The following is a 394-nucleotide window of genomic DNA, read 5'->3' as shown; positions in this document are numbered from 1 at the left end:
TCGCTTGCTGCAGATCGCTGTAACGCACGATGTACATGATGGGTGCGAAGGTTTCGTGGTGCATGGTCGCCGTCTGGGATGGCATTTCGACTAGCGACGGACGCACGTAATAGCCGTTTTCACAGCCTGCAACCATCACACGTTCTCCGCCTTCGACTTTACCGTCATCCTGTTGTGCAGCTGCCAGTGCGGTTTGCATTGCATCGAATGCGGCCTGATCCACCAGCGGGCCAACCAGCGTACCTTCGCTGAGCGGATTGCCGACCAGTAAGCCGGCATAGATTTTTTTCAGGCGAGGAATCAACTGATCGTAGACGCTGTCGTGTACGAATAAGCGACGCAAGGTAGTGCAGCGTTGCCCTGCAGTTCCCACTGCGGAGAATGTAATCGCACG

Annotated in this window: 1 protein-coding gene; it reads right to left on the bottom strand. The window is 55.6% G+C overall.

What is annotated here, in order from left to right:
• The coding region (locus KDM89_RS23135; RefSeq protein WP_212689655.1) for an aldehyde dehydrogenase family protein at positions 1 to 394 on the bottom strand (394 nt) is incomplete at both ends.

It is taken from the genome of Cognatundibacterium luofuense, from assembly GCF_018139685.1.
In the GTDB taxonomy this organism is placed as follows: Bacteria; Pseudomonadota; Gammaproteobacteria; order Burkholderiales; family Burkholderiaceae_D; genus Undibacterium; species Undibacterium luofuense.
This window is presented reverse-complemented; position numbering and strand designations above follow the sequence as displayed.